The sequence below is a fragment of the Halorubrum tibetense genome (genome assembly GCF_042661865.1).
Classification (GTDB): domain Archaea; phylum Halobacteriota; class Halobacteria; order Halobacteriales; family Haloferacaceae; genus Halorubrum; species Halorubrum tibetense.
On record NZ_JBHSWW010000320.1, the window covers coordinates 1 to 2,495 of the forward strand.

General features: G+C 68.7%; 4 protein-coding genes and 1 pseudogene. 4 read left to right on the forward strand and 1 reads right to left on the reverse strand.

What is annotated here, in order from left to right; genetic code table 11:
- A pseudogene (locus ACFQEU_RS14425) lies at window positions 1-151 on the forward strand (glycosyl transferase family 2); the annotation flags it as partial.
- A 4-nt stretch (window positions 152-155) separates the two neighbouring features.
- Here ACFQEU_RS14425 and ACFQEU_RS14430 read toward each other — a convergent pair.
- A complete protein-coding gene (locus ACFQEU_RS14430) occupies window positions 156-659 on the reverse strand; it encodes a winged helix-turn-helix transcriptional regulator (RefSeq protein WP_379783286.1) in 504 nt (167 codons plus the stop codon).
- Between the two features lie 146 nt (window positions 660-805).
- Here ACFQEU_RS14430 and ACFQEU_RS14435 point away from each other — a divergent pair, with 146 nt between their 5' ends.
- From ACFQEU_RS14435 to ACFQEU_RS14445, 3 genes are all read left to right on the forward strand, one after another.
- Entirely contained in the window at window positions 806-1,159 is a 354-nt protein-coding gene (locus ACFQEU_RS14435; RefSeq protein WP_379783288.1) for a DUF7471 family protein, read from the forward strand.
- Between the two features lie 56 nt (window positions 1,160-1,215).
- Window positions 1,216-2,034, forward strand: a complete 819-nt coding sequence (hisF, locus tag ACFQEU_RS14440; protein WP_379783282.1) for an imidazole glycerol phosphate synthase subunit HisF — start codon at window positions 1,216-1,218, stop codon at window positions 2,032-2,034.
- Window positions 2,035-2,137: 103 nt separating this feature from the next.
- The gene (locus tag ACFQEU_RS14445) at window positions 2,138-2,317 is read left to right on the forward strand and encodes a DUF7511 domain-containing protein (RefSeq protein WP_379783284.1); all 180 of its coding nucleotides are present in this window, start codon (window positions 2,138-2,140) and stop codon (window positions 2,315-2,317) included.
- Window positions 2,318-2,495 lie beyond the last annotated feature (178 nt).

The window sequence follows — 2,495 nt, forward strand, 5'->3', positions numbered from 1 at the left end:
CGCGAACGGCCGCGACGTGGTGTTCGGGATCGCTAGCGGGAGCTCGGACGGGTTGGTCGCACGGGCCCGCGACAGAAGCCCGGCGCGGAACCCGAACGGCCTCTCGAAGCGCGCCGACCGGGCGGTCGCGAAGTACGACTGGCGGCAGTGATCACCTACTCCAGTAGCCGGTCGACCGTCCTGACGAACCGGTCGACGACGCGGTCGGGAAGCGACGGCGAGACGGCGTCGAGGAGGTCGGCGGTGCGCGTCGGGTCCGCGAGCGAGACCCGCATCGGCTCGTCCGTGGACCGTTCGAGGACGCCGGCCTCCGCGAGGTTCGAGACGTGATACGCGACGGTGCTTCGCGCGAGATCGAGCTCCGTCGCGAGATCGACGGGACGGGTCGGGCCGTTCGCGTGCAGCCGCATCAGGATCGCGCGGGGCGTTTCTCGCCGAAGGTACGCGATCAGCCGTCGCTCCCAGGCGTCGTACCCCGGGGGGAAGTAGTGGGTCCGACCGCCGACGGACTCGGCGACCACCGTTCCGTCACGCGTCAGTCGTCGGAGGTGGTACTGGACCTGTCCGGTCGCCAGATCCAGCTCGCGACCGAGTCGGTTGAAGTGGACGCCGGGGGCGTCGTGGACGTGCCGGCGGATCCGCTCGCGCGTGGCGGCCATGCTCATCGATGAGTTCGCGTCGACGCGGTAAAACCCGTCGGGGATTCCGATCGCGTGGGGAGCGTTCATGTTCCCCGCGGCCCGAGTCACGGACGGTGACAGCAGTGTATTCCAGTATCGCGCCCGTCGTCGCAGCCGCGCTCGCCATTGCGGGGGGGTCCGGCTCGGTCCCGGGGTCCAGCTGGTGGACAGTCGAGGGGTCGACCCCGCTCCTGGCCGTGATCCTCGTCGCGGGGGTCGGCACCGGCGTCCTCTTCGCCGTCAGTCTCGTCGCGTACAGGAGACGCGGCGGGCGACGCTTCCTCCTCGTGAGCGTCGCCATCGGGGCGCTGTGGGCACGATCGATCGTCGGCGCGGGGACGGTCCTGGGATACGTCCCGATGCCGGCGCACCACTACCTCGAACACACGCTCGACTTCGTCATCGCCGGGCTCGTGCTGTACGCGGTGTACGCACACGCCCCCGGCGACGTGTCCGCGCCCGACGACGCCGACCGGTAACGCGTCGACCGCCGCCGCGCCTTTTAATTCCCGGGGTCGCCAACCCCTGACAACGAATGGGACTCACGAAGCGGATCATCCCCTGTATCGACGTCGACCTCGACGACGACGGCGACGCCGCCGTCTACACCGGGGTCAACTTCGAGAACCTGGAGTACACCGGCGACCCCGTCGAGCTGGCGAAGAAGTACAACGCCGCCGGGGCCGACGAGTTCGTCTTCCTCGACATCACCGCGAGCGCGGAGGGACGCGAGACGATGCTCGATGTCGTCAACGCGGTCGCGGACGAGTGTTTCATCCCGCTCACGGTCGGCGGCGGGATCCGGACCAAGGCGGACATCAAGGAGACGCTCCGGGCGGGCGCGGACAAGGTATCGATCACGACGGGAGCGCTCGAACGCCCCGCGCTCATCGAGGAGGGCGCGGCCGCGTTCGGCAGCCAGTGTATCGTCATCTCCGTCGACGCCCGTCGCCGTCACGACGACGAGGGCGAGCACTTCTACGAGGACGCCGACGGCGAGACGGTGTGGTTCGAGTGTACCAAGAAAGGCGGCCGCGAGGGCACCGGGATCGACGCCGTCTCGTGGGCGAAGGAGGCGGAGGAGCGCGGTGCGGGCGAGCTGTTCGTCAACTCCATCGATATGGACGGGACGAAGGACGGGTACGACATCCCCCTGATGAAAGCGATCTGTGACGCGGTCTCGACGCCCGTCATCGCCTCCTCCGGCTGCGGGAGCCCGGAGGACATGTACGAGGTGTTCACCGAGGCGAACGCCGACGCCGGCCTCGCCGCGTCCATCTTCCACTTCGGCGACTACTCCATCGAGGAGACGAAACAGTACCTCGACGACCGGGGCGTCCCGGTTCGGCTGTAGATCTCATTCGACACCGAGTAAATCGGTGGGGGTTTCGAGGACAGCGTCGCGTCGTGCGGGCGAAACCAACACCTATTATCCGATGGGGAATGAACTATCGTGTATGTCCACGTCCCCGACGCGTGTTCACGCGGAGCCGCCGGAGCTCGTCTGTCGCCGGAGTGAGGGGTCCGCGGACGACGAGGTAACCTTCTTCGAGCCCGACCGCGACCCGGACGAGCGGACGACGCGCTGGATCACGGTCCGGGCGGCGGACTGTGTCCCCAGCGACGAGTGGCGCTGAGCCGGTCACAGACTCGAGGGCGGCGGCAGCCGCCTAGTCGTCGGCGGCGACCCGGTCCGTCGGAATATCCGAACGCTCCAGCGACGCCACGGTCGCCAGCCGGATGGCGTGGGGCCAGCCGAGCGGCGTCGCGCTGTCGGGCGTCCCGTCGTCGAAGAACTGTTCGGGGAGGTAGCCG

Coding starts and splice junctions, on each gene's coding strand:
- hisF (WP_379783282.1), top strand. CDS start 1,216: ATGGGACTCACGAAGCGGATCATCCCCTGTATCGACGTCGACCTCGAC.
- ACFQEU_RS14430 (WP_379783286.1), bottom strand. CDS start 659: ATGGCCGCCACGCGCGAGCGGATCCGCCGGCACGTCCACGACGCCCCC.
- ACFQEU_RS14445 (WP_379783284.1), top strand. CDS start 2,138: ATGTCCACGTCCCCGACGCGTGTTCACGCGGAGCCGCCGGAGCTCGTC.